This is a genomic window from Syntrophomonas sp. UBA1041, from assembly GCF_002316705.1.
Lineage (GTDB): Bacteria > Bacillota > Syntrophomonadia > Syntrophomonadales > Syntrophomonadaceae > DTU019.
Genome location: NZ_DCEA01000072.1, coordinates 36,211 through 61,778, shown reverse-complemented (window position 1 = coordinate 61,778; position 25,568 = coordinate 36,211). Strand labels below are relative to the sequence as shown.

General features: G+C 51.3%; 20 protein-coding genes and 1 pseudogene. 2 read left to right on the top strand and 19 right to left on the bottom strand.

The window, feature by feature from the left end; genetic code table 11:
- Positions 1–50: 50 nt before the first annotated feature.
- The 6 genes from B2633_RS11570 to B2633_RS11545 form a co-directional block, all read right to left on the bottom strand.
- Complete coding sequence (locus B2633_RS11570; RefSeq protein WP_483170820.1) at positions 51–305, bottom strand: c-type cytochrome; 255 nt, start codon at positions 303–305, stop codon at positions 51–53.
- Between the two features lie 21 nt (positions 306–326).
- A complete protein-coding gene (locus tag B2633_RS11565; protein WP_483170819.1) occupies positions 327–1,208 on the bottom strand; it encodes a hypothetical protein in 882 nt (293 codons plus the stop codon).
- A 219-nt stretch (positions 1,209–1,427) separates the two neighbouring features.
- Positions 1,428–2,195: a cytochrome c biogenesis protein CcsA gene (gene ccsA / locus B2633_RS11560; protein ID WP_483170818.1), complete on the bottom strand. Its 768-nt coding sequence runs from the start codon at positions 2,193–2,195 to the stop codon at positions 1,428–1,430.
- The gene (locus B2633_RS11555; RefSeq protein WP_483170817.1) at positions 2,192–3,235 is read right to left on the bottom strand and encodes a cytochrome c biogenesis ResB family protein; all 1,044 of its coding nucleotides are present in this window, start codon (positions 3,233–3,235) and stop codon (positions 2,192–2,194) included. Before B2633_RS11555 ends, ccsA begins: the two co-directional genes overlap by 4 nt.
- Before the next feature lie 179 nt (positions 3,236–3,414).
- Entirely contained in the window at positions 3,415–4,779 is a 1,365-nt protein-coding gene (locus B2633_RS11550) for an aldehyde dehydrogenase (protein WP_483170816.1), read from the bottom strand.
- A 293-nt stretch (positions 4,780–5,072) separates the two neighbouring features.
- Entirely contained in the window at positions 5,073–5,381 is a 309-nt protein-coding gene (locus tag B2633_RS11545; protein ID WP_481037815.1) for a zinc-ribbon domain containing protein, read from the bottom strand.
- Between the two features lie 357 nt (positions 5,382–5,738).
- Here B2633_RS11545 and B2633_RS11540 point away from each other — a divergent pair, with 357 nt between their 5' ends.
- Together B2633_RS11540 and B2633_RS11535 are read left to right on the top strand one after the other, a co-directional pair.
- Entirely contained in the window at positions 5,739–6,401 is a 663-nt protein-coding gene (locus B2633_RS11540; RefSeq protein WP_483170814.1) for a DUF4489 domain-containing protein, read from the top strand.
- Between the two features lie 217 nt (positions 6,402–6,618).
- Positions 6,619–7,194 (top strand): DUF4489 domain-containing protein, encoded by a 576-nt coding sequence (locus B2633_RS11535; protein WP_483170812.1) that lies wholly within the window; start codon positions 6,619–6,621, stop codon positions 7,192–7,194.
- A 167-nt stretch (positions 7,195–7,361) separates the two neighbouring features.
- Here B2633_RS11535 and B2633_RS11530 read toward each other — a convergent pair whose 3' ends face one another.
- The 13 genes and pseudogenes from B2633_RS11530 to B2633_RS11470 all read right to left on the bottom strand — a co-directional run bounded on the left by B2633_RS11530 (position 7,362) and on the right by B2633_RS11470 (position 25,129).
- Positions 7,362–8,054 (bottom strand): N-acetylmuramoyl-L-alanine amidase family protein, encoded by a 693-nt coding sequence (locus B2633_RS11530; RefSeq protein WP_483170811.1) that lies wholly within the window; start codon positions 8,052–8,054, stop codon positions 7,362–7,364.
- Between the two features lie 203 nt (positions 8,055–8,257).
- Complete coding sequence (locus tag B2633_RS11525) at positions 8,258–9,790, bottom strand: oxygen-binding di-iron domain-containing protein (protein WP_483170810.1); 1,533 nt, start codon at positions 9,788–9,790, stop codon at positions 8,258–8,260.
- A 231-nt stretch (positions 9,791–10,021) separates the two neighbouring features.
- Positions 10,022–11,364, bottom strand: a pseudogene (locus B2633_RS11520) (acetyl-CoA hydrolase/transferase family protein).
- Positions 11,365–11,443: 79 nt separating this feature from the next.
- Positions 11,444–12,586 carry an acyl-CoA dehydrogenase family protein gene (locus B2633_RS11515; RefSeq protein WP_481037809.1) on the bottom strand — a complete coding sequence of 381 codons (1,143 nt, stop codon included), beginning with the start codon at positions 12,584–12,586 and terminating at the stop codon, positions 11,444–11,446.
- Between the two features lie 61 nt (positions 12,587–12,647).
- Positions 12,648–13,853: a thiolase family protein gene (locus tag B2633_RS11510; protein ID WP_483170836.1), complete on the bottom strand. Its 1,206-nt coding sequence runs from the start codon at positions 13,851–13,853 to the stop codon at positions 12,648–12,650.
- Positions 13,854–13,900: 47 nt separating this feature from the next.
- Positions 13,901–14,683 carry a short-chain-enoyl-CoA hydratase gene (locus B2633_RS11505; protein WP_481037808.1) on the bottom strand — a complete coding sequence of 261 codons (783 nt, stop codon included), beginning with the start codon at positions 14,681–14,683 and terminating at the stop codon, positions 13,901–13,903.
- Positions 14,684–14,719: 36 nt separating this feature from the next.
- Positions 14,720–15,577 (bottom strand): 3-hydroxyacyl-CoA dehydrogenase family protein, encoded by an 858-nt coding sequence (locus B2633_RS11500; protein WP_483170809.1) that lies wholly within the window; start codon positions 15,575–15,577, stop codon positions 14,720–14,722.
- Between the two features lie 408 nt (positions 15,578–15,985).
- Positions 15,986–17,824, bottom strand: coding sequence for an acyl-CoA dehydrogenase family protein (locus B2633_RS11495; protein ID WP_483170808.1), 1,839 nt, complete (start codon positions 17,822–17,824; stop codon positions 15,986–15,988).
- Positions 17,825–17,997: 173 nt separating this feature from the next.
- Entirely contained in the window at positions 17,998–19,206 is a 1,209-nt protein-coding gene (locus B2633_RS11490; RefSeq protein WP_483170807.1) for a thiolase family protein, read from the bottom strand.
- A 324-nt stretch (positions 19,207–19,530) separates the two neighbouring features.
- Positions 19,531–21,651, bottom strand: a complete 2,121-nt coding sequence (locus B2633_RS11485) for a sigma 54-interacting transcriptional regulator (protein WP_483170805.1) — start codon at positions 21,649–21,651, stop codon at positions 19,531–19,533.
- A 219-nt stretch (positions 21,652–21,870) separates the two neighbouring features.
- The gene (locus tag B2633_RS11480; protein WP_483170804.1) at positions 21,871–22,413 is read right to left on the bottom strand and encodes a GNAT family N-acetyltransferase; all 543 of its coding nucleotides are present in this window, start codon (positions 22,411–22,413) and stop codon (positions 21,871–21,873) included.
- 35 nt (positions 22,414–22,448) lie between these two features.
- On the bottom strand, positions 22,449–23,615 hold the full coding sequence (locus B2633_RS11475; RefSeq protein WP_483170803.1) for a DUF362 domain-containing protein: 1,167 nt from the start codon (positions 23,613–23,615) through the stop codon (positions 22,449–22,451).
- Between the two features lie 371 nt (positions 23,616–23,986).
- Positions 23,987–25,129 (bottom strand): acyl-CoA dehydrogenase family protein, encoded by a 1,143-nt coding sequence (locus B2633_RS11470; RefSeq protein ID WP_483170802.1) that lies wholly within the window; start codon positions 25,127–25,129, stop codon positions 23,987–23,989.
- Between the last annotated feature and the right edge of the window lie 439 nt (positions 25,130–25,568).

The window sequence follows — 25,568 nt, the reverse complement described above, 5'->3', positions numbered from 1 at the left end:
CATTTATGATGCCCCCACTTCTTCACTAAAGGAGGTGCGTCAAATTATTCTTAATACAGCGATTTTAGATATTCCACCAGATCGCTTTTCTCAGCTTCACTTAAATCAAGTTTAAATTGCTGGTCATAGTGGTTGACGACGTCCATCAAAGTTTTAGCGCTGCCGTCATGAAAATAGGGGGCAACCGCCCAAACCCCGCGCAATTGCGGCACTTTATAGGTCCCGTCCTTAAAAACCGGGGAGTTGGCATGAGCAGGATCGGTTCCCACCACTTCAGGTTTGACCTTTTCGTTGTTAGTGAACAACGGGGGGGTGTGGCACTTGGTTCAGTTAGCTTTGCCCTCGAATATTGCTTCTCCACTGGCAGCCCTGGCCTGGTCAAAAGAACCCGGGTTCGGTGCCGGTGGATCAATAGACTCCAGATAAGCAACAACTGCTGGCATCTTGGGACCGATCAAGTCGATTCCATCTCCCAGATCCTGGTTTGTGATTCCCCACTTTTCTGGAGGTTTAAATTCCCCATTACCATGTCCGACAATATCCATGGTGAAATGGCTGCGCTCGGCAGCACTTTCAAAGCTGCCATTCCAATTGAAGTATTTTATTCCCTTGGTCCCAAAAGCCGCTTCCATCACTGCAGGATTGTTAACCCCGTCCTCGGCTTCATTGTTAAATGTAACGTCTAGTCGACCTGGACCCCAACTAAGGAGCTGCTTTTTTTTGGCGTTGTCGAGAGCCGGAGAAAGAGCCAGTATTGCACCCACATTCAAACGGGTATTAGGGATGCCGTCCAAGCGCTCGCCATTTTGATTCACAACACTGTGGCAAAACGCGCAGGTGATACCCCAACGTTTCTTGCCGTCATCGCCTGTCACTTCTTGAATGCCAACCACTTTACCAGTATTATCGGTCATCACCCCCAGGGTCTTTTCACGAGTATCTGCCGGGGTGGCCAGCAGGGTTTCAAAAGGTAGTTTCAGGGTATCGGTGAAGTAATATTCATTACCATAGGTATCATATCTAAAGACATCCATTCCCTGCATGACAAGTGTTTGCGTCGATTGAGAAGATTCTTCCTGGGGTTTTTTAGCTACATTGCTATTGCGATCACGGTTTCCAGCAACAGCCTGATACAGCCATATACCTGCAATAACAACCAGCAACGCCACAACACCCCAGATAATACCTGATCGATTCGATATACGCATACCGCCAACCTCCAGAAAAATTTGTATGCATAGGTTGCCCTGATTATCGTTTGGTATTCGGCAATGATTCGACCTTAGATACTTTAACCGCCTTCACCAAAATCGCCGGAATCCTTAAAAAAGATATGTCGGAGAAATCCGGAAATACACAGTGTAACCATTCATATTCAACCCTAACAAGAGATAAATATCAGAGCAGCCTTATCCCTGAATTCAGCTTTAAGAATAGCTATGCATGCCGCTAAATAGATAAGTCACGCCAAAAAATGTGAAGAGAACTATAATGAATCCTGCTACCACCAGAAGGTTAGACGGCTTTCCCCGCCACTTTGACTGCCGGTGCAGGTGAAGATAGACGGCATAAACAATCCATGTGACCAAAGCCCAGGTCTCTTTGGGATCCCATGACCAGTAGCTGCCCCAGGCCTGTTCGGCCCAAACCGCTCCAAAGACAATCGATAATGACAATAAGGCAAAGCTCAAGGACACAACCCTGTAAATCGTTTCCTCTCTGATCTGATTCAACTTGTGGAGCTGCACTGCGGCTAATCCGGCTGCCAACGTGAAGCCACTATAGGAGGCAGCCGCAGTCAAAACATGAACTGTCAGCCAGGGGCTTCTCAATGCGGGCGGGAGCGGCGCTAAACCGCTTGATTTATCAGGCATGATAAAGGCTGCAGCTGAGAGCAATAGTGCGGCAATCATAATGACCGGCCCTCCGGCGTTCCTCACCGGATATTTGGCTGCATATATTAAAAACATCAATACGGTTATGAAAATAAAAGTTAACAGAAAGTCATATCCGCTGGAAAGTGGGAGCCTGCCGCTTATTCTGCCGCGCATCACCAGGATAACCAGGTTGAAGGCAAGACCAGCTGCAGCCAATGAAAAAGCCATTTTTTCCAAACTATTCTTAAAACCGCTCCAGAAAAATGTAATAGAAGAAATCAGGTAAAATACCAGGGCAATATATACAGCCGATGTCAATATTTCAGCCTCCCGTTAACTGAATCACAGCGCTGGTTTTGGTTGAGAACCGCCTCGCTGCCTAGACCGCCCTGCACATCCGAACTGTTCGCATCAACCCCCAAAGGCTTGTAGAGCAAACCAAAACAGATTCCTCCGACAAGCAACAAAGCACCGGCAGCTGCGTAAGGTATGCCCGGGTCTGATTTCAGCCTTAGAACCGTAAATGGTTGCACTCCGGTAAAAGTAATATATGTATCGTCTGCGATCTTGATAGTTTGATTAAAGGAAGCAATTCCGGTGCCGAGCGCTACCCCTCTTTCATAAACAGATATTATTACTTGGGGATTATCTGGCCTGAGGGACGGGTCAACCGCTCGGTAAGGATCAAAATTGGGGGCATATCCATTTATACGAATCTGTCGCTCAGTATTGGGTATGGATAATATCTGTCCAATATGCAAAAGCTGATCGGGGCCAAAATTGCTTTGCATTTTGATCTGATAACCCAAGCTTTGCTGATAGGCTTTGATGCCGGCATGAGTCAAGGGGTGGTTGACACTGATGATATAGTGTCCCTGATCGCGAACCCCATCCCCTGCATTTATCACTGAACTATACTGCGCCGGTGAGCCGTCCGCATTATATTCGATTGAAATTTGCTGCAGTTGTACTTGCAGCGGCTCACGGGTTGGCATTAAAGTTGATATGTCAACAGTCCCGCCCTCGGCGATACTAACTTCTAATGCTTTGCCGTAATGCGCATTTAAAGCTCCCCCTACCATTACAAGCAAGATGCCGGCATGAATCAAAACGTTTCCGAATCTCGCGACTTTGTTTTTTGGTTTAGCAGTTCTTCCAGCCCGCTTAAACAACTGCATGATCTGCCTGTTGGTACAAAACATCAGGTTGATAATTAACAACGCCAGCAGCAGCTTAAACTGCATAGTTTTGTAGAAATTATCGGGTGATACCAGGCTTCCTAATGCGGACATAACGCCGATTAAACCCAGCAAAACTATGCCGAATTTCATGGAAGAGATTTTATTAAACAGGGACATAGCAAAAGATGCTCCCCCCGTCCTAAAGTGTATTTATATTCAAATGATTGCCTGGAAGAAGGTTTTTTAACCTGAATATGAAGGTATTTCGCCTTTAGTGCTTTATCAGCACATTATCTGCGAATATTATAGATGTTTGAGAGCTATGATCGCCTTCAACTGCCCGGCCTTAATATCCCCTATTTCAAAAACAGGCGCAACAGTCTCGACTTGCTTGCTGTATAGGGATGATAGCGCATGGGCAGATCGATCCAGTTGGATTTCTTCAGAATGCTCTTGTAATGGGTAAAGGTATCGAAGCTGTACTTGCCGTGGTAACAGCCCATTCCGCTGTCCCCTACTCCGCCGAAGCCCAGGTGGGGGGAAGTCAGGTGGATCACGGTATCGTTTATGCAGCCGCCGCCAAAAGACAGGCTGCTCAATATGCGTTTTTCCGCAGCCCGGTCAGAGCTGAACAAATACAGGGCCAGGGGCTGGGGCATGGATCTGACGATGGCTATGACCTCATCCAGGTTTTCAAAGCTCATGACCGGCAGGATGGGGCCCATGATCTCTTCCCGCATCAGCGGGGAGGCGGGCGAGACATCGCCGACTACGGTGGGTTCGATGAATCGGCTTTGAGGATCACTGCGTCCGCCCAGCAGGATGTTCTCATCTTTGATCAGTCCCAACAGGCGGTCAAAATGCCTGTCATTGATTATTGCCGGCAGATTGGCATAATTCCGGTCAGGAAAAAAATCCTCCAGGGCTTCTTTAAGGAAACTGATGAAACGAGTCCTTACGCTGTGGTGAACCAGCAGATAGTCCGGAGCCACACAGGTTTGGCCGGCATTCAGGTATTTGCCGAAAGCCAGCCGCCGGGCCGCGATTTTAAGGTCGGCGGTCTGATCTACTATGCAGGGGCTTTTTCCACCCAGCTCCAGGCTAACCGGGGTAAGATTCCGGGAGGCGGCCTCCATGACTACTTTTCCCACCTCAATGCCCCCGGTGAAGAAGATATAATCCAATTTCTGAGTCAGCAGCTGCTCACTCTGCTCTTGGCCGCCCTCGATCACGGTGATGTACTGAGGGGGAAAGCAAGACGCTATAAGTTCTGCCACCACCCGGCTGGTATGCGGCGCATGCTCGGAAGGCTTGACGATAGCGCAGTTGCCGGCAGCGATGGCTCCTACCAGGGGTTCAAGGCTGAGCTGAAAAGGATAGTTCCAGGGAGAAATGATAAGGGCCACCCCATAGGGCTCTGCTATGATGAAGCTCCGGGCATGAAATTGCGTCAGGGGGGTTGGCGCCTTTTGGGGCTTGGTCCATTTTTTGATATGTTTTAAGGCGAACCGCAGCTCCGATAAGACCAGGCCCACTTCGGTCATGTATCCTTCATAATCCGATTTGTTCAAGTCTTGTTTCAAGGCTGCCAGTAAATTGGCCTCGTGCTGCACAATGCCTCTTTGCAGCCTTTTTAAGGCAGCCGTGCGGAAGGCCACCGGTTTGGTTGCATCAGTAAGAAAATAATCGCGTTGACGGGCAACAATTTCTGCTATAGTCATGAGCGGGCCTCTGCGGAGAGAGTCTGTTCAGCAACATGGAAATACCTGAATTAATACTGCGGTCTTAATAAACATTATAATCTTCGTTAATATACTATACTACTACCTGCATCCGGGCTGGTAGAGGCAATTTCAATAAGGGATACGCCGTCCCGCTCACGCAAGGATTAGAAACAACCATTTCCTATTTCCGTTCCCTTTTTCACCTATAGTTGCGGGTAGATTTCACAATACTTCCGCTAAAAATAAGTAAACTCCCCGGAAGCGAATCCGGGGAGTTTCAGTTCAGCGGTTTACCAGCTGTTTCTACGGGGTTGCGGTTTGTAGCAGTCTCTGCAGTATACCGGTCTGTCCCCACTGGGCTTGAACGGTAAGGTTGTTTCTTTGCCGCAGGTGGCGCAAACTGCCGCATACATCTGACGGTCTGACTGACCATACCCGCCGCCGCGGTTCCCCATTTGGGATTTCCGTGCAGCACGGCATTCCGGGCACCGGCCAGGTTCATTGGTGAACCCTTTCTGTGCATAAAATTCCTGCTCAGAAGCAGTAAAGTCAAAATCACGACCACAATCCTTACAGCTCAACGTTTTGTCAGAATACATACAAAAACCTCCTTGATTATTGCCCTACCAAGGGAAGCGCCTATCATCTGTTACTCCCCTAGAATTGAAGCAATCGAGAAGGTTCGTTCATCCGCATGTTATAGGGCTAAAAACAGTTTAACTGATAATTCCAGGATAATCAAATACTTGTCGCAATTTATTTTTTACAAAATATAGTTTTTTTCATATAAATAGCCATTCAACTAGAATCAGACACACTCGACAACCGCCCCGGTAACAACTTCAAAGGATTCTGAATACAATAACGGTAGAAATGGGAGAATAATGTTTTTGTTCCAATAAAGGTAATAATGATTACTATTTATCAGCCCAATTATTATTAAGGAGGTTATTTGAGTGCCTGATTTGAAAAAGCCTCGCCATGCAATTCCCTGTTCTGCTGATCCTGAATATGATTATCCCATGCCCGATAATGCTGATTTCTGCTGTTCCCGTCCCCAGCCTAAGCCCAAGCATTATCCTCATAAAAAAAAGTCGGTCGAATTTGTCTGCGGAAATGCTGCCGGCCTGTCTTTGCCTGTATCTGACGGTGCCGGTTTAGTTGTCGATAGGGTGGGCGGCGCCATCCCCGGCAACGCACTGGTAGCGGGAACAGTCAATCTGGACACTTCCGGCATGGTCCAGCCTACCGTAAAAGTTGATTTCTCCAGTGTGGTCAATTTCTTGATTAACCTGAATGAGTACGTTGTTGGGCTTTTGTTCTCGATTGATTTCCGTCTCAGCAAGATCTGTGACGGCAACAAAGTGCATCTGGGAACCTGGACTTATAAGAAATCGGTGGGTATAGGCGGAGACCTTGCCGAGGTACAGCCACAACAAAGTTATGGCCTGGGGTTGCAAATCGATTATCGGCAGCCCTTTAATTTCTCGTTCTGCGAATGCGATCCTTGCCCTTCCGAATGCTGCACTTACGTAGTCGAAATCGTAAATATTAATTCTTTCGGCATCACTTCGGCATCGCTCACCAATGTCAGCATCAGCGCCTTGGCAGTGGACTAAAGGGCATGGAGCTTTCATCTCAGCCAATAAAAGCCCCCATCCCGGGGGCTTATAGTTTGGAAGATGCACCTGTGGCCATTTGTCCCCGGTAACAAGCCGGAATCATTATGAATAGAATACGGTATAAATGGCAGAATAATGCTTTTATTCCAGTCAGGGAAAAGCGCCCCGGGTTAATGGTTTTAATTCCTCAATAATTAATAGGAGGTAGATTCAATTGACACCCAAATTTAAAGTCCCGAATGGCGGAGACTGCTATGATAATCCCCCGGAAAAAAAAGACATCGTGCTGGCCTGTGGTACCGGATCCGGCGTGGCTTTGCCATTGATAAGCGGGCCTGTACCGCTGGGTTTTACGCCGGCTAAAGTGGTTGTAGGCACTGTTACCCTGGATACCAGAAAACTGGAGAAACCATCCGTTAAAGTAGATTTCTCCAGTGTGATCAATTTACTGGCAGATGTAGGATTGGGAGGGCTCTCTCTATCTATTCTGTTCACACTCAGCAAGGTCTGTGATGGCGACCGCATTCCGCTGGGAAGCTGGACATATCAGAAAACAGTAGCCTTCGGCCTGCTTTATGGTGCAGCGGGCGAAGACGTCGCCTCATCTGCACTGTCAAATGGTTGTATAGAGGTCGATTTCCGTGAAAGCTTCGGTTTCAACTGGTGTGAATGTCAGAACTGTCCGGACTGCTGCACCTATGTTGTCGAGGTGGCTGATGTTCAGTCATTCAACATTCAAAGTGTCTCCATCACCAATGTGAGTATTAGTGCCCTGGCAGTGGGCTGTTAAACTCCGGCCAAGGGGTAAAGCGATAGCCTGACGCGGGAATGCCTGGTTAGTCGCTGCTCCTTAAATATCACCCGGCATTTATAAATGAACGACTTAAGCCCCCTTTGAAGGGGGCTTAAGCTTGAGCCGGAAAGTCATGATAAATTCATTCCTGCACTAGACAATGATCACGTTTTTCGCAGGGCGTCAAGCAGGTTTAAGGCCACCTGCAGCACAAACCACTTGGGAGCCGCCTCTTCAGCGTCGTGCTCGGATTTAACCAAACCTTCCTTCATAGCCTGCTCCATGATATCTTGCTTCCACTGCTCAACGGCAGGCGGCCCTGTTTCGATATTGAGGAATTCGCTGATGCCGTCAACTATGGCCCTGGCAATGCGGGTCTGAACCTCGCTGCTTTTAAGCATGAGTTCTTGAGCGGGGTTGCTGATAAAGCCGCATTCGCAAAGGATAGCCGGCATTTGTGTTTCGCGGGTCATGTGCAGGTTTTGAATTCTGACTCCGCCATCGGGCCAACCGGTACTTTGGGCCATTCTGGCCTGCACCCGCATCGCCAAGAGTTCTGCCTCTCCGCCAGCCGCCTGAATATACGTGCTGATATAGTTGGGGCCGGGATTGGCCGAAGAGTTGCAGTGTATGCTTATGGCAAAGTCAACCCTGGCGCCATTGAGTGAGTTGGATCTTGTCATCAGGCTCTTGGAACTGTCATCACTTCGGGTCATCAGGGTTTCGATTCCCATCCTGCTCAACAAAAACTGTACCCTCTGGGCAATGGCCAGGTTTACGTCCTTCTCATATGTCCCCCCCGGACCTACTGCGCCCGGATCCTCGCCGCCATGACCGGGATCGATTCCGATTTTCATATTATCCCCCTTCCACGCTAACTTCCACTATTAGCATATTCAGAAGGAAAGCACGGTGCGCCACCTGTTTTCAGAATCCCCGCTCCGCCGGCTACTGGAGTTCAAGCGCATGGCAACCGGCTAGGGCCTTAACCAGTATTGCCAGGGCCGGTTGCCCTTTAAAAGTTATCAACGGGTCAGAGTAAAGCGGTTAGGAAGTTCAATTATGATCCGGTTTTTTTATGAATGAAACCTGGACCGCAAGCTATGGCCCCGCTTACTCGCGAGCCTTCGGGAAGCCCGTACTTTAACGCACCGGACGGGCAGCGGTCAATGGTTTTGATTATGTTCAGCGGGGAATCGCCGTTTATGTCGACCCAGGGGCGCCGGGCCGGATTAAAGACCGTACCCAGGGTATCGAAGCAATTGGTGTCGTGAGTGCACAACTCCGGGTTCCAATAGACGATAATATCTTCGTTCTGATAGATTCGGGGGTACTCCGGGTTGTCTTTGCCATAATGCGGGTTGATCTCAATTTGATAGCTCAAGCCGGTTTGCAGCCTGCTCTCGTCCCCTTTCAGGGCTGCCGCAAAGTCCCGGCCCCAGGCCTGGGCCGCCTCCAGTTGCTCGGGAGCAGGTTTTAAGCGCGCCCTTATCCCGGGCATCAGTTTCATGCGCAGCATCCGCAGGCGGGATTCCACATGGGGAACCCCTTCCCCGCTCCACCCGTATGAGCCGAAGGCGGCGGCGATCATTCCGCCGTGGGTGACCGGGGAGAGATGGGCCAACAGTTGCCAGACCGGCAATACCGCGTCTTTGTTTAATGTGGGCGTACCGATCAGGAGCCCCCGCGCCCCCTCCAGTTCAGCCATCACCTCTTCAGGGGTGCTGTAGATGAGGTCGAACCATTTGACCTCTATGCCGCCGTTCTCAAGCATACCGGCTTCAATATGCTCCCCCAGCATTTTAGTATACCCGTAGGCACTGGCGTAAGCGATCACCACTTTTATTTGCGTTGAAGGCTGAACCGGTTCAGACCACTGGCGGTAATGATTCATATAATCATGGGGATTTTGCCGCAGTATGAGGCCGTGCCCGGGGCAAATCATGCCGATATCCACCCTCTCCAGCCGGTTAAGAGCCTTGATGACATATTTTTTGAAAGGGGACATAATACCGTCATAGTAATATTTGAAAGCCGGGAAAAGCTCAGCTTCAATTTCATCGTTGAAGAGATGGGGGCCGGTGAAATGGCTGCCGAAGCAGTCCCCGCTAAACAAAATCTTATCTTCCTGCAAGTAGGTAAAAATGTTGTCCGGCCAGTGCAAGAGCAGGGCGCTCAAGAAGCTCAAGGTTTTGCCGCCCAGTTCGATTTTGTACCCTTTCACAATAGGCTGGCAATTAAATGGCCTCCGGCACACCTCTTTCAGGAATTCCAGAGCCGTACCGCTGGCCACGATAGTCAGATGCGGCATTACTTCAAGCAGTTTTTGCACCGCTCCAGAGTGGTCTGGTTCGGTATGGTTGATCACCAGATATTTCACCTGCTCCAGATCTGTCACTTCACGCAGGGAACTGAGATATTCTTCAAAAAAGGGCTCCTTAACGGCATCGATAAGGGCCGCTCCGTTCTCACCCTTTACCAGGTAGGCATTATAGGTGGTTCCGGAGTCGGTCTTCATCACGATGTCGAAATAGCGGAGATCCGGATCCTGTACTCCCAACCAGTACACCCCTTCAGTTATCTGAACTGCCACTTTCATTCCTCCCTTTCAAGTTTATGCCATATATACATATTATACCTTGATACCTGGAAATCAGCTAAATCTCGGCAGAAAATAGAAGGGAGGCCGCCAGTACTACTGGCAGCCTCCGCCGATAGCCATATGCCGCAGGGGCTCAAAGCCCGTTAACAGTGCACTAAGCTACGAACATCTGGAGGTATGGTCCTCAGTTGATGACGCCAAAGCCAATCAAGTCCGTCCCGCCTAAACGATCTTATTGGTCCGGTGCCAGATACCCATATCATTAGCCTGTTTGACCAGATCATCCCGGAACTGCGGATGGGCGATATTGATGAGAGCCTCCGCCCTTTCATAGGTGGATTTGCCCTGCAGATTGACGATCCCGTACTCTGTCACCACATAGGTCACAATAGTGCGCGGCACGGTGACGATAGCCCCGGTGGGCAGGGTGGGAACCACCCGGGAGATCAGTTCGCCGTCTTTACCGGTGACGGTGGAACTAAGGCAGATGAAGCCCTTGCCGCCTTTGGATTTGAAGGAGCCATGATGAAATCCAACTGCCCGCCGGTTCCGGTGATATGCCTGATCCCGGAGGATTCAGAACATACCTGCCCATACAGGTCGATTTCGATGGCGTTGTTGATGGCCATGACATTGTCGTTCTGCGCGATGACCCAAGGGTTGTTGGTGTAGTCAACCGGGTACATGGCGCATTCGGGGTTGTTATCCAGGAAGTTGTAAAGTTTGTTAGTCCCCATGGCGAAAGTGAACACCATCTTTTCCCGGTCGATCTGTTTGCGCTTGCCGGTGATGCGTCCGGCCTCATGCATGTCGACATAGGAGTCCACCAGCATCTCGGTGTGCACCCCCAGATCCTTGATGTCGGACTTGGCAATCATTGAACCGATGGCATTGGGCATGGCGCCGATGCCCAGCTGTATGCAGCCTCCGTCAGGAATCTCATTGACGATGATCTCCGCCACTTTATTATCCACGTCGTTGACGGGGATGGTGGGCAGCTGTATCAGGGGACGGTGGTCGCCTTCCACGATGTAATCCACCTTGGAGATGTGGATGGTTTCGTAATAGCCGCCAAAAGTGCGGGGAACAGCATTGCACACCTCTACGACGATTTTCTTGGCAGCGCGGGTGGTTGCCGAGGTTATGGAGTGTGAAGTCCCCAGGCTGAAATACCCGAATTCATCCATGGGACCCACTTTGATCATGGCCACATCCACATCTACATAGCCGCGATTGTACCATTCCGGGGTGTAGTGGTAGGTCAGGGGGGTGTAGTAGCACAGCCCTTTGTCATGCAGTTTGCGGCTGGCCCCGCTGAAATGCAGGTCCGTAAAGGTGAAGTGCTCCATGGTGGGATCCACCTGGGCGATCTGCACCGGGAAAGGACACACCACGGTGCTCACCTTGACATCGAACAACTCGTCTTTGCGCGCGGCCAGGGCGGCATCCAGCACATGAGAATTCATCATGAATTCCCCATATTGGACCTTGTCTCCGGATTTGACCACTTTCACAGCTTCGTCGGCGCTAACCAGTTTCTTTTGATATTCCTCCGCGTATTTCATTGGGACTCCTCCTCCTCTTTTTCTTATTGCCGGGTGGTTTTGAAACGGGGCGGTCGTCCGGCGCCGGGGCTGCCCCAAATTAACCTCTCAAGAGATCGCCGGCGATGACCAGTCTCTGCACTTCGCCGGTGCCTTCATAGATCTGGAATATCTTGGCGTCACGCATCAGTTTTTCAACCGGGTATTCACGGGTATAGCCATAGCCGCCGAATACCTGCACCGCTTCTATGGCGCAGAACATAGCGGTGTCGCCGGCAAAGGCCTTGGCCAGCGATGCCGATTTGCTGAAACGGGGCACTTCCATGTCCTGCAAAGAAGATGCCTCATAATAGAGCAGGCGTGAGGCCTGGATGCGCATGGCCATGTCGGCCAGCTTGAACTGTATGGCCTGGAAACTGGAGATGGGTTTGCCGAATTGGGTGCGAAGCTGTGAATAGGCCAGGGATTCGTCCAGGCAGCGCTGGGCCACCCCGGTTGCCATAGCGGCTATGCTGGCCCGGGAGATATCCAGGGTCTTCATAATGATATAAAAACCCTGGCCTTCCTTGCCGATCAGGTTTTTGGCCGGAACCCGCACATCCTCAAAAATGACCTCGGTAGTATTGGAGGTTCTGATGCCCAGTTTATCCTCCACCTTGCCCACCGTGATACCGGGGGTATTGCGGTCCACCATGAAACAGCACATGCCTTTGCTGCCCATTTTCTTGTCCAGGGTGGCCAGAACAGTATACATCCCGGCGGTTCCGCCGTTGCTGATAAACTGCTTGGAGCCGTTCAAGATATATTCATCTCCGGATTTTACACAGCGGGTGGAAATGCCGCCGGCGTCAGAACCCGCGCCGGGTTCGGTTAAACAGAAGGCCCCCAGTTCGCCGTCTACGATGCGCCCGAACCACTCTTTCTTCTGTTCCTCATTGGCGGCCACATGTATGGGGTCGGTGGCCAATAGTGAACTGGCGACCATGATGGTGCCTATACCGGCGTCCCCCCAGCAGATCTCTTCAGCCACTATATTTTGAGTCACATGGTCCAACCCGGGGCCGCCGTATTCGGCCGGTACACCTATGGCCATAAATCCTAATTCCTGCATTTTGTCAAGACAATCCTGAGGATATACATGGTTATGATCCCATTCGCTGGCAAAAGGAGCGATTTCATTGGCGGCAAAATCGTGTGCCATGCGTTTCATCATTTCCTGTTCTTCAGTTAATCTAAAATCCACTTTCAAACCTCCTTACTGTTGCCGGCCCGGCCATCAGGGGGCACAGCCGCCCTCAAAACATTTAGATATCCCGAGTCCACAAAGAACACATGGCCGGACCGCCTCCCACACAAAGCGAAGCTCCGCCCAGGGTTGCGCCCATTTTCTCCATCTGATAATAAAGGCTGACAACGATGCGCAGGGCGGTGCATCCCACCGGATGACCCAGCGCGATACCCGAACCGTTCAGGTTGCATTTGTCCATATCCAGTTCAATGCCGAAGTCTTCTTTCAGCATGCGGCCCACCCCCAGGAATTGAGCGGCAAAGGCTTCATTGATCTCCCAGTACTCGATATCTTCGAATTTGAAACCAGCCAGACCCAAGCCGCGGGGAATCGCCAGGGCCGGTCCCAATCCCATGACTTCAGGGGCAACCCCGGCATGGCAGATATTGACCATTTTCATTAAGGGTTTGAGGCCTAATTCCAGGGCTTTATCTTTGGACATAATAACCACCGCAGCCGCAGCATCGTTTATACCCGAAGCATTAGCAGCCGTAACCACTCCGCCTTTTTTGAATGCCGTCGGCAGTTTGGCCATTTTTTCCAGGCTGGCGTCGGGGATCATGTGCTCGTCGGTGGCATAGAATGTACTTCCCTTGCGGGTTTTTATTTCGAAGGGCACGATTTCGCGCTGGAAGCTGCCGTCGTCCCTGGCCCGGGTGCCCCGCTGATGGCTCATCAAAGCCAGTTGGTCGCATTCTTCCCGGGTGATGCCGTATTTCTCGGCGATATTTTCGGCGCTGATTCCCATATGCCCGGGAATCATGCTGTCAAAGAGGCCGTCATGGATCATGGCGTCTTCCAGCTTGCCCGGGCCCATGCGGTAGCCCATGCGCCCTTTCAAGGCCATGTATGGGGCATTGGTCATGCTCTCCACCCCTATGACCAGGGCGGCATCATTGGCCCCCACCTGTATGTTGCGGGCTGCGACTTCAAGTGCCCGCATCCCCGAAGCACAGTTCTGGTTGACATTGGCGGCGGTGCTGTCGATGGGCAGGCCGATGGCCATGGCCACCTGCCGGGCGGGCAGAGAACCCTGTCCATGGGGATAAACCTGGCCCATCACCAATTCCTTGATCAGGCCTATGTCGATGCCGGCCCGTTCTATGGCGGCTTTTCCCGCCGCTACAGCCAATTCTTTGGCCTGAACGTCTTTCAAACTGCCCATAAAGGCACCTATGGCGGTTCTGCATGCGCTGACCAGTACAATTTCCTTCAAATGAATAAACCTCCCCTTTTAATAAAGTTAAAACCATGGTGCAGCCAGGAATTTTACCTGTTTTTAAACTGCGGTTTGCGTTTTTCCACAAAGGCCCCCAGGCCTTCATTTTTGTCCTCGGTGGCACAACACATGCCGAACATATCTGATTCGATGCTCATAGCGGTGTCGATGTCCACCTGCATGCCTTTGCCGATGGCGAATTTGGCGTAGCCCACCGCCAGGGGCGCTTTGGCAGCAATCCTGGCGGCCATTTTTCTGGCCTGATCCATTAATTCAGCCGCTGGATAGACATGGTTTACCAGGCCGATCCGGTAAGCCTCCTCAGCTTTGATGTTGTCAGCGGTATAGGTAAGCTCTTTAGCGCGGCCTTCCCCTATCAGACGCGGCAAGCGCTGCGTGCCCCCGAATCCCGGGATAATGCCCAGCCCCACTTCAGGCTGGCCGAAAACCGCATTATCCGCAGCCAGACGGACATCGCAGGCCATCGCCAGCTCGCATCCTCCTCCCAGGGCAAAACCATTGACCGCTGCGATCACCGGCTTTTCCATGAGTTCCAATTTGCGGAATACCTTCTCCCCCATGTCGGAAAAATATCTTCCTTGTGCCGGAGAAAGAGGCAGCATGAAATTGATGTCGGCGCCGGCCACGAAGGATTTATCCCCCGCACCGGTTATTATCAGCACCTTGATATCCGGGTCCTGTCTGACCTCATCCACCGCTTGAGAGATCTCCTCCAGTGTCCGGGCATTGAGGGCGTTCAAATATTTAGGCCGGTTGATGTACAGAATGGCGATGTCGTTTTCTCTTTCCAGTACCAGGTTTTCATATGACACGGCTGTCCCCCCTATCACTCGCTGTTAACCCCGCGGCTATTTTTTGCTGTAATCATAGAAGCCTTTGCCGGTCTTCATCCCCAGCCAGCCGGCGCGCACCAGTTGTTTTAAGGGCGGAGCCGGGCGATATTTGGGATCGCCAGTCTCTTTAAAGAGCGTCTCGCATACCGCCAGGGCGATATCCACCCCCACCAGGTCACATAAGGTCAAAGGCCCCATCGGCCAGCCGGCGCCCAGTTTCATGGCGGTGTCAATATCCTCGGCGCTGGCCAGACCCTCATTGAGAATGAAAGCGGCTTCATTCATGCCCGGCAGCAGGATGCGGTTGACCACAAATCCCGGCCCTTCTTTGACCAGAACCGGGGTCTTGCCTATGGCCCTGGAGAATTCCACCACGATGTCAATGGTTTCCTGAGAGGTTTGGGCGGCAGGGATCACTTCCACCAATTTCATCACATTGGCGGGATTAAAAAAGTGCATGCCGACGACCTTGTCAGAGCGCTTGGTGATAGCGGCGATCTCGGTGATAGATAGTGAAGATGTATTGGTGGCCACTATGATGTCAGGCTTGAGAATGGCGTCCAGGCGGGTGTAAACTTCTTTTTTGATCTCCATTTTTTCAAAAACGCATTCGATGATGAAATCGGCTTCGGCCAGCTTGTCGAATTCGCCGGTGGGCTCGATTTTAGCGGTAATTGCATCGGCGGCGCCTGCCGGCACTTTGCCCTTTTCTTCTTGTTTGGCCAGGCTTTTGCCGATGGACTTAATCGCCTTGTCACAGTATTCCGGATAAATGTCAAACAGTATTACTTCTTTCCCGGCTGCAGCCAGGGCCCAGGCAATACCCTGTCCCATCGTGCCGGCTCCCATTACCGCTATTTTGTTTAATTCCATCTATTTTTCCCCCTTGCATAAAATCGTAGTAAAATCTAACTCCTGCGTGAGTCTGGACTTCCCCCTCTTATCACCTCCTTTTGAATGGCCAGGGTTGTATCAAGCCTATTCAATAATCGTGCCAGCCCCTCGCCGAATGGCCCAAAATGCCCTAATTGCGGGATTTTTCCGTATTCCCGGCCCCGCAAATCGAGGTACTGTGCAGCGCTGTTTCACCCCTTTCGGGATGGCCGCAAAATGTTTAGATCACAGCACAGGGGGATACATCAGGCTTTGCGGCTTCATCCTAATTTGAGAGGATGTCTCTTAAAAGAGGAGACCCGCAGTCAAAAGGGGAGGCGAGCCAGTCCGGGCCAACCCCGGACTGGCTCAAACAATGGTTAGGTATAGGGAATGTTGATTTGCCACTTAGTAATCAAAAGACTCACTGGGAATATCTACAGCGGAGGAGTCCTCACTGGCTAATACCTCTGCGGTCAGCCACACATTGGGAACCACATTGAGCAGGTAATACCGGGCCGCATCCACTTTGCCCTGATAAAAGGCCCGGTCGTAATGATCCGCTTCCAGCTCCCCGAGGCGCTTTTGGGCCAGCCAGGCCTGGTCCAGAATAAGGCGTCCCCCGTAAAGCTGGGCGGTAGCGGTCAGAACCCGCCGGGCGTACACCGCCACCAGATCCATGTTTTGCCGGGCGGCAAAACCCAGCAGGGTTTTCTGAATTTGCCGGTAAGCCGATAAGGCTTTGTCGAGATGGGCAAATTCGCGGGCAAGTATCCCCTCGCCGCGGTGGGCGGCGCAGAATTCCTCGATATCCTGTATAAAAGCTGCGAAAACGCTGCCTTTTTTCATGGTCATCTTGCGCCCCACCAGGTCCAGCCCCTGAATATAATTGGCGCCTTCCCAGATAGAGTAGATCTTGATGTCGCGCGCGATCTGGGCTACCGGGTATTCCTCGCAATAGCCGTAACCGCCGTAAGCCTGTATGGCCTCTCCGCACAGCCACCAGCCTTCGTCACTGGGATAAGCCTTGCACAGCGGTGTGGCCACCTCGATCAAGTCATTGGCCTGCTGGCGCTTCAGCGGGTCGGGATCATGGGAGCGCACGTCGAAAGCGAAATAAGTTTTATAGAGCATGGCGCGCATTACTTCCACGTGGGCTTTGCCCATCAAAAGGGTGCGTTTGATATCTTCATGCTTTATAATCGGCACCCGGCCGGCCTTGGGATCGGTTAAGAGGCGCCCCTGAATGCGCTCTTTGCAGTAGTCCCTGGCATTGTAAAAGGCGTTGGCGATGCAGGATAAGGCCAAATGCCCGGTTTCCAGACGGGCCATGTTCATCATCTGGAACATCTGCGCCATGCCCTGCCCCCGGCCTTCATTCTCCAGGGGATTTGGCCCCAGGAGCCAGCCCCGGCAGCCATTATTCTCCCCGAAGCTAAGGGCCGCGGTAACTGAACCGGCCTGACCCAATTTGTGTTCCACCCCGGTGGTCTGCACATCGTTGTCAGTTAAGCTGCCATCTTCGTCAACCCAGTATTTAGGGACGACGAACAGGGATATCCCCGCTGTTCCGGGCCGGGCGCCCTCCACCCGGGCCAGATAGAGATGAACGATATTCTCGGTGAAATCATTGTCCCCACCGGTAATAAATATCTTCTGTCCTTTTATTTTGAAAATCTCCGGATGTTCGGTAGGATAGGCGCGGGATAATATATCGCCCACATCCGAACCGGCACTGGGCTCAGTCAGGCACATGGTTCCCGACCATTCCCCATTCATCATGCGGGGCAGAAACATCTCCTTGACTCTCTGGGTGCCAAAACTCTGAATCAGGCCGGCCGCCCCGCTGGTGAGTATGATGTAGGGCGCAAAGGTGGGGTTGGCGGCGTTAAACATCTCCCATACCATGGCATACAGGATATGCGGCATCACCAAAGCATCTTCGGATGCGTCGATGTTGCTGGTGCCCCAGCCTTCTTGCTGCAGTTTGGCAAACAGAGGCCCGAAACTGGGCGGTGTTTTTACCTGCCCATTTTCAAAACGCACCGGATTTTTTTCTCCATCGGTATTGGTAGGCTCGACGACCTCTTTAGACATCCTGAGGATAGGGGCTAAAAAGGCCTTCACCTCATTTTTGGAATAGTAGCCTGCGAATTTCCGATAATTGAATATTTCCTCGGTTGGCAGCCATTCCTGAAGAATGAATTCGAAGTCGCGGGTATTTTGATAAGCGAAATTTGCCGACATATTTGAATTCCCTCCGTTTCAGGCGGCTGTTCCCGGCCTGGAACAGCCTTCAAATAAGGAAAAATTTGGGCCGGATGATGGCAGCTGACGCGGCCACCACCCGCTGATCTAAAAAAGGAGAGGTATATGGGTTAGGGACAAATTTGATAAGCTGGTAATCAAGGCCTGATCATTTATATATCCCGGGTCCACAGCGAAGCCATGGCAGAGCCTCCGCCCACGCACAGGGAAGCCCCCCCGACGGTGAGGTTTAACCTTTCCATCTCATAATAGAGACTGACGATGATCCTCAGGGCGGTGCATCCCACCGGATGACCCAGGGCGATTCCAGAGCCGTTGTGGTTAGTCTTGTCGAGGTCGATCTTCAGTCCGAACTCCTTGCCGATCATACGATCCACCCCGATAAACTGCGCTGCGAAAGCTTCATTGATCTCCCAGTATTCCACCTCGTCGTAGGCCATTTCAGCCTGTTTTAAGCATTTGGGTATGGCCACCGCAGGACCCAGCCCCATGACTTTGGCTTCCACCCCTTCGGTACAAACGTTGATCAGCTTCATCAATGGTTTGATGCCCAGTTCTTGAGCTTTTTGTTTGGTCATGAATACGGCTGCCGCCGAGCCGTCATTAATGCCTGAAGCGTTGGCGGCGGTTACTACGCCTTCCTTTTTGAAGGCTGCGGGCAGCTTGGCCATGGCCTCCATATTCGCTCCGCTAATGGGGTGTTCGTCGTTTTCGAAGCTGGTAGTGCCTTTTTTGGTCTTGATATTGACGGGAACGATTTCCCTTTTAAAACGCCCTTCGAAGATGGCCTGGGCAGCCCGGTTATGGCTTAAGACTGCCAGTTCGTCACATTCAGCCCTGGTAATGCCGTATTTCTCGGCCACATTCTCTGCGGTCAGGCCCATATGGCCGCCCGCCAAAGCGCATATCAGCCCGTCCGACAGCATGGCATCCTGAGCCTTGCTGTCTCCCATGCGGAAGCCGCTGCGTCCCTGTTGCAGGATATAAGGAATGTTGCTCATACTCTCGGTGCCTACCACCAGGGCGATTTCGGTCTTGCCCAGGGCCAGGCTGTTTGCCGCCACCTCCACGGCCCTCATGCCGGAGGCGCAGTTTTGACTGAGCATGGTCGATCCCGAACGGGGATTCATACCCACTGCCATGGCCACCTGCCGGGGCGGCAGGGAACCATTGCCATGATGCAGGCACATTCCCATGACTATCTCATCAATCATCCTGGCTTCGATGCCGGCCCGGTTGATGGCTTCGCTAGCAGTGATAGCCGATAATTCATTGGCTCTGACTGATTTGAGCGATCCCAGAAAGTCTCCAATGGGGGTGCGGCATGCGCTGACCATCACAACTTCATTGATTGCTGACATGCATTATCCTCCTCCTAATCCTTTTGGCTTTTATAGAGCAATAAGCGTGCCAATCAAGTCCGTCCGGGCGCAAATCCCGAAATAGCGGGTTTTATGGGCTGCGGGGCCGGGGCTCCCTACAGCTTTTGAGCCGTGTTTTTATCCTATTCTGGGTTAGGTGAGCTATAAAAGGCAGTATTGGATGATTGCGATACTCGGTATTGCAGGCCTTGAAGGAAAGGAAACGGGTCTTCCAAAACAGGAGAGTAGAGACGCGCTGATTTATCCTGAATGATCTCTTCAGCGCGCCCGCTTTATAAATAGAAGTGTCTGGCGATGGGACTGTTACCGGTTAAGACCATATTTTTCAAGTTTGCGATACAAGGCAGAACTGTGAATGCCCAGAATTTTGGCGGTTTTGGAACGATTGCCCCCGGTTTTGATCAGGGTGCGGGAGATGATCTCCTTTTCTATCATCTCCACGGTTTCGGTGAGCCCCTGTTCCAGTTGCTGCGGAAGGACAAAGGGAATTACAGCAGGCGGGGATAGAGAAGGAAAATGCGCCGGCAGCAAGCAGTCGCAGGCCTCCATCTCGGCCAGATTGACCGCTCTCTCCAACAGGTTCTCCAGCTCACGGACATTTCCCGGCCAGGAATAACCCTGCAGGAGTTGCAAAGCCTGCGGGGATACATTGGGAACATTGGTCTCCAAATTACGGTTTATGCGGGTGAGCAGGTATTTTACCAGCAGCGGAAGGTCGTCGAGACGCTTGCGCAGGGGCGGTATTCTAAGCCGCACCACATTCAAACGATAATAGAGGTCCTCGCGGAACTCGCGCCTGGCCACCAATTCTTCCAGATCACGATTGGTGGCCGCTATGACCCGGGCATTGATTACGATGGGAGTAGTGCCGCCCACCCTTTCCACCACCCTCTCCTGCAGAACCGAAAGCAATTTGGTCTGCATGGTGATGGGCATATCGCCGATTTCGTCCAGGAACAGGGTGCCGCCCTTGGCCAGTTCGAATTTGCCGGGCTTGCCGCCTTTTTTGGCCCCGGTGAAGGCTCCTTCTTCATAGCCGAAAAGCTCGGATTCCAACAGGTTTTCAGGCAAAGCGGCGCAGTTGATGCGAATAAACGGGCCGGAAGAGCGGCTGCTGGCGTTGTGGATGGACTGGGCGAACAGTTCCTTCCCGGTGCCGCTTTCACCGGTTATCAACAGAGTCGATGAAGTGGCCGCAAACTGCCGGGCCATATCCTTGGTCATGGAAAACTCGGCACTGTCGCCGACCAGGTCGGAAAATTTCCAGCGGGTGCGGTAAATCGACCATACTTCATCTTTATAAATGTTTAATTCTTTTTCGATCTGCTCCAGCTTGCGGGTCAGTATTTTCACACCCGACATATCCAGAACTACACTGTGCCCAATGGCACCGATGATTTCTCCGTTCTCAACAATGGGCTGCCGGTTGACGACGAACTCACGGCCATTTACCAGCCAGTAATCCGCCTGATAGACTTTTCCGGTTTTCAAGACCTCGGGCAGTTTGGAATGGGGGGTGATTTCCAAAATATTCTTTCCGATGACCTCGGAGCGTTTCTTTTCCAGAATATCAAGATAGGTCTGGTTAATAAAGGTGATGGCGGCGTTTTTGTCCACAATCACATAGGCCAGATAGGGGCTTTCGATCAAACCGTTTATAACGGTTACGAATCGCTGCTCACTCTCCTCAAGCATATCCATCAACACCTGGGCGCCGGACATGTCCAGCATGAAATAGTGGCCGATGGCGCCAACTACTTCACCTTCCATTTTGATGGGCATACGGGTCACCAGGGTCTCCTGCCCGTTTATATACCAGAGCTTGGCTTTGTCAATGCGCCCGGTTCGAAGGACTTCGGGCAATTCGGAATTGGGTATGACATCGAGGATGTAGCGGTTTATGACCGATTCTTTGGGCAGGTCGCCCAGACATTGAAGAAAAGGGGTATTGATGTGGGTTATGATGCCGTCCCTATCCACCATGACAAAACCCAGGTGGGGGTTTTCAAAAAGTGTGTCCAGGATCACCGAGAATTCTTGCTCGGTTTGCTGGAGGCGCTTCATTATAGCCTGGGCGCCGGACATATCGAGGAACAGGCTGCGGGATAATGCCCCGATCACCTCTCCCTTATGTACAATGGGCAAAGCGGTGACGATGGTCTCTTTGCCGTTTATGCAACATATGTCGGCGCTTACCGATCGCCCGGTTTTTAATACCCGGGGCAACTGGCAATCAGGGATAACTTCCAGAATGTATTTTCCCACTACGTCTTCTTTGCGGAGCTCCATAGCTTGCAGCAGGGTCTGGTTCATGTTTTTAATATAACCCTCTTTATCGACGATCACATAGAACATGTACCAGCTTTCAATAAGCCCCTCCAGTACTTCGGCAATCTCTTCAAAGTCATAGCGCCATTCTGACAAAACAAGATCACCTCCACCTTATATTCTCTACAATGATTGCCTTTCAACTTTAAGCCCGATAGTATTACTTCTGGTGCGAAATGATGTTATCAGGTATCCTTTGCAGAGCTTAAAAGATGATTAGCATTATTATAACTGAATAACCTAACAAGGTCATTGGGAATATAGTGGTTGTGAAAATTTTACTATTGCGGAAAATTGTTATACCATGTTGTTTTTTTATAGCATGTGATTGCGGTACTGATTTTCCTGGAACATAGTAGTAATATCCCACCAGCCATAGGCCCGTTCCAGAGTTTTAAAACCCTCGATATCCAGGGTTCTGGTATACACTATGGTGCCTCCCAGAGTCTGATAAAACCGTTGGTAGGGATTGTCGTGCAAAGCCCAAACCATAAAAGAGTGTATGCCCTTTTCCAAAAGCTTTTTTCTCACCGCCGCCAACAGCCGGCTGCCTATGCCTTTGCGTTGGAAAGATTTTAAAACATAAATCACGTATAATTCGCCTTTAAAGGGCAAACCGCCTGCGCGCTCGGGGCCAAAGGCGGCAAAACCCACTATTTTGCCGCTCTCTATTTCCGCCACCACGATGTCTTTATCCGCAGACTTAATGATTTCCCGGGCGTAATGCTTGCGGTCAGGAAATGTGACCAGGGCCAGCTGTGGCGGAGGCAGTATTCCCTGGTAGGTGCTTTTCCAGGTATCCACATTTACTCGGGCAATTTTGGCTGCGTCGGACAGTTTGGCTTCTCTTATTAACACGACAACCTCCTATGAAATCAGCTATTAGCAACATATTATATCACCGGCGGTTTTAAGCGATTAAATGCCTGGCCTAAAAAAGGGGTACGCAAAATAACTGCGCCTTCGGGGCATAGCTCCTGACAACAGTAGCAGCGGATACAGCGGTCATAATCGTAATACGGCGGCTTGCCGCCGCCGGGCGTTCCGTCCTCATCCTCATCTGTCCATTGTATAGCTTTGGGAGCGGCCGGACAAACCTGTATGCAGATCCCGCAGCGAATGCATTTTTCTTCTTGTATCTCAGGCCGCTCTACTATGGCGTTGCGAACACGGTTATTGGTCAATCTGGCCATGGTCCGGGCATGAGCCAGCTGAAAATCCGTGATTACCAGCGGGGCCAGGGCATCTCCCAAAAGGGTGAGGGCCTCTTTATCCATCCTGCCCAGGCCGTATTGCTGGCCGATTCGTATCATCTCCAGGCTGTCCGGAAGCAACCCGACCATTCTGGCTGCGGTAGCGTCGATCGCTACCGGATCAGAGCTGAATAATAATGCCCCTATTTTTCTGGGTTTGCCATTGCGGGGGCCATTGCCTTCCATAGCCATAATCGCGTCCATAACGTAAAGCCGCGGTTTTAAGCAGCCGGTCAGATCCACCAGCATAGTCGCGAATTGCTTCATTTCGGTCAGCTTGGCATGATACTCCCCTTTGAGGAGTCCGGGGATGCAGCCGAACTGGTTTTTGATGGCGCCGGTCAAAGTGGTCAAAGCGTGAGACTTGAGTTTGGGGAGGCTGATTATCCCCTGGGCACGAGCGGCAGCTTGAGCAATCACGAAACTTTTATTCTGGATGCCTTCATTAAAAATGAGGCGCTCGCCCACTTCGAAATTACCGGTTTCAATGCCCATTTTAGCGGCAATCGTAGCCAGGCCTGATTTCTGAGCAGCTTTGTTCAGACCTCCAAAACCCGGAGAGTCACCGTACGACAGCTGTACTCCATGCTGCAAAAACGCCCCCGCCACTGCCTCAAAGACGGCGGGATGAGTTGTCACGCATCTTTCCGGGGGATCTGCAGCCAGCAGATTGGGCTTAATGAGTATTCTTTCCCCGGGGCGGGCAAATTGCCGCACCCCGCCCAGAAGTTCCAGGCCTCGGTTTACTGCGGATCTCACTTTATCATATTCATAATCATCGCAATGAATAATCGCAACTTTTGACATCGCAACCCCCTGTCAATTTAAAAGTCTAGGGCTATTAAAACATTATAGATCCTGGAGACAAATTTGGGTATCAATAATATTATGCAGGCTGAAGTTTTCTTTCATCCCCACCGGAAGAAAGCCAGCCTCATTGATCAAATCAATTGGGCTGGCCTTCATTTTGGTTGGGTTTCGCTTTATTTCAAATCCATGAGGATATTGATGAGGGTAATAATAGCGAGACTGACAGCCACTCCGCCACGGTCTCCTCCTTTGGTGGCCGCACTCTGCTTGTACTTGTGTCCGCAAAAGGTCGGCAGTAAAAGCCATCTATCATATAAAAGGGCTTGCCGGAGAGTCTGATTCCAACCTGGCGTACCCTGTATACGAGATTAACCTTTCAAAAGGTCATTGGCTATGACTATCCGCTGGACTTCAGCGGTGCCCTCATATATCTGGAATATCTTGGCGTCGCGCATCAATTTCTCCACCGGATAATCCCGGGTATAACCGTATCCCCCGAAAATCTGCACTGCTTCTAAGGCGCAGTACATAGCGGTGTCGCCGCCAAATCCCTTGGATAGGGAAGCAGCTTTGCTGAAACGGGGCACATTCATATCCTGCAGTGAAGAGGCTTCATAATAGAGTAAACGCGAAGCCTGAACACGCATGGCCATATCAGCCAGCTTGAACTGAATAGCCTGGAAGCTGGAGATCGGTTTGCCGAATTGGGTGCGCATCTGCGCATAAGCCAGGGCCTCATCCAGGCAGCGCTGGGCTAAACCGGTTGCACATGCCCCGATGCTGGCCCGGGAGAGATCCAGGGTTTTCATTACGATGTAAAAGCCCTGTCCTTCTTTGCCTAGCAGGTTTTTGGCCGGAACTTTAACATCCTCAAATATGACCTCGGTGGTATTCGAAGTCCTGATTCCCAGCTTATCTTCAACTTTGCCCACCGAGATCCCGGGGGTATCGCGGTCAACCATAAAAGCGCACATTCCCTTGGAACCCAGCTTCTTGTCCATAGTGGCTATAACCAGGTACATTCCCGCAGTACCGCCGTTGGTTATAAACTGCTTGGTGCCGTTCAAGATATATTCATCGCCGACCTTTTTGCAGCGGGTGGAAATACCGCCGGCATCCGAGCCGGCGCCCGGTTCGGTCAGGCAGAAGGCGGCCAGTTCGCCGTTGACCATGCGGCCAAACCATTCCTTTTTCTGTTCTTCATTAGCGGCAGCATGAATGGGATCGGTAGCCAATAAAGTGCTTCCCACCAGAATGGTCGCAATTCCGGCATCACCCCAGCCAATTTGCTCTGCAACTATATTCTGAGTCAGGTGATCCAGTCCAGGTCCGCCGTATTCGGCGGGTACGCCAATGGCCAGGAAACCGAGTTCGTGCATTTTATCAAGGCACGCCTGAGGATAGACGTGGTTGTGATCCCAGTCGCTGGCATAAGGTGCAATTTCATTGGCAGCGAACTCATGAGCCATTCGTTTCATCATTTCCTGCTCTTCGTTAAGTATGAAGTCCATTACATTGCCTCCTTTGGTACTGCATGTGTTGCTGAAAATTTATTTTGTTTAATGATTAAACAAGCAATTTCTATGCCACTTTCCAGTAAATTGTGAAAAAAATAATTTGCACCATCATAAATCCCCGCCATATCGGGGTTATTGTTAATTAATTCACAAATCGTTCCGGGGAGGAGATCAACGGAAGGCCTTACAGAATATACGTGACTTCCGCGAGTGCCGGGGGCGCTGCTGATGCTGGAATTCCTCACAGCCTGGCTGGAAGCTATCCAAGTTCAACAAATGGTTTTCTCTTTTTTGAACCGCTGGTTTATGGCCTAAAAACGTCAGGCCATCTGCGGCTAACTCAGATGGCCTGACGGAGGCAAGTGGGGAAGGTTCTTGACTTGCGGGCAATTCAAGAATCTTCCACCCTAGTAATTTTCAAACAGTAGCCCGG